Source organism: Paracoccus bogoriensis (genome assembly GCF_019431455.1).
GTDB classification, from domain to species: domain Bacteria; phylum Pseudomonadota; class Alphaproteobacteria; order Rhodobacterales; family Rhodobacteraceae; genus Paracoccus; species Paracoccus bogoriensis.
Genome location: NZ_JAHYSR010000066.1, coordinates 1 through 476 on the forward strand (window position 1 = coordinate 1; position 476 = coordinate 476).

The 476-nt window shown below is 72.9% G+C and carries 1 protein-coding gene; it reads right to left on the reverse strand.

The window, feature by feature from the left end:
• Positions 1-461: phage portal protein (locus KY389_RS15965; RefSeq protein WP_246588179.1), on the reverse strand; the 461-nt coding region annotated here is incomplete at its 3' end.
• Positions 462-476: the final 15 nt, after the last annotated feature.

The following is a 476-nucleotide window of genomic DNA, read 5'->3' on the forward strand; positions in this document are numbered from 1 at the left end:
AAGGGCGCGTAGGCGTCGTGCTCGGTGGGGTTCGAGAAGCGGATGTCGGTGCCGGGCGGCAGCGGGATCAGGCTGCCCGGCTCCATGCCCACGGTCAGCGCGCCGCCGCTGTTGATGCCCGAGAGGCCGCCCGCCGTTCCGTCCGGGTCGGTGATGAAGCCGGTGAACAGCGCCGCGACCTTGGCCTTCACCAGTGCGGCGTCCTCGAACTGGTCGAGCTCGTGCAGCAGCAGCAGCACCGGCGCGAGCCAGGTGATCCCGCGCAGCTGGCCCGCGGCGAGCGGCTTGAACAGGTGCAGGCAATCGGCGGCGGGGACGCGGAGCGGGTCCATGTGGTGAGACCCCAGCGGATCGCCCGGGCGGGAGGACAAGACCCAGGTGGCGACCCGGCGGCCGGCGGCATCGAACTCGATGCCCGCCCGGATCCGCGCCCCGCCGCCGATCTCGCGGTGCAGGTCCATGGGAACCTGCTCGCG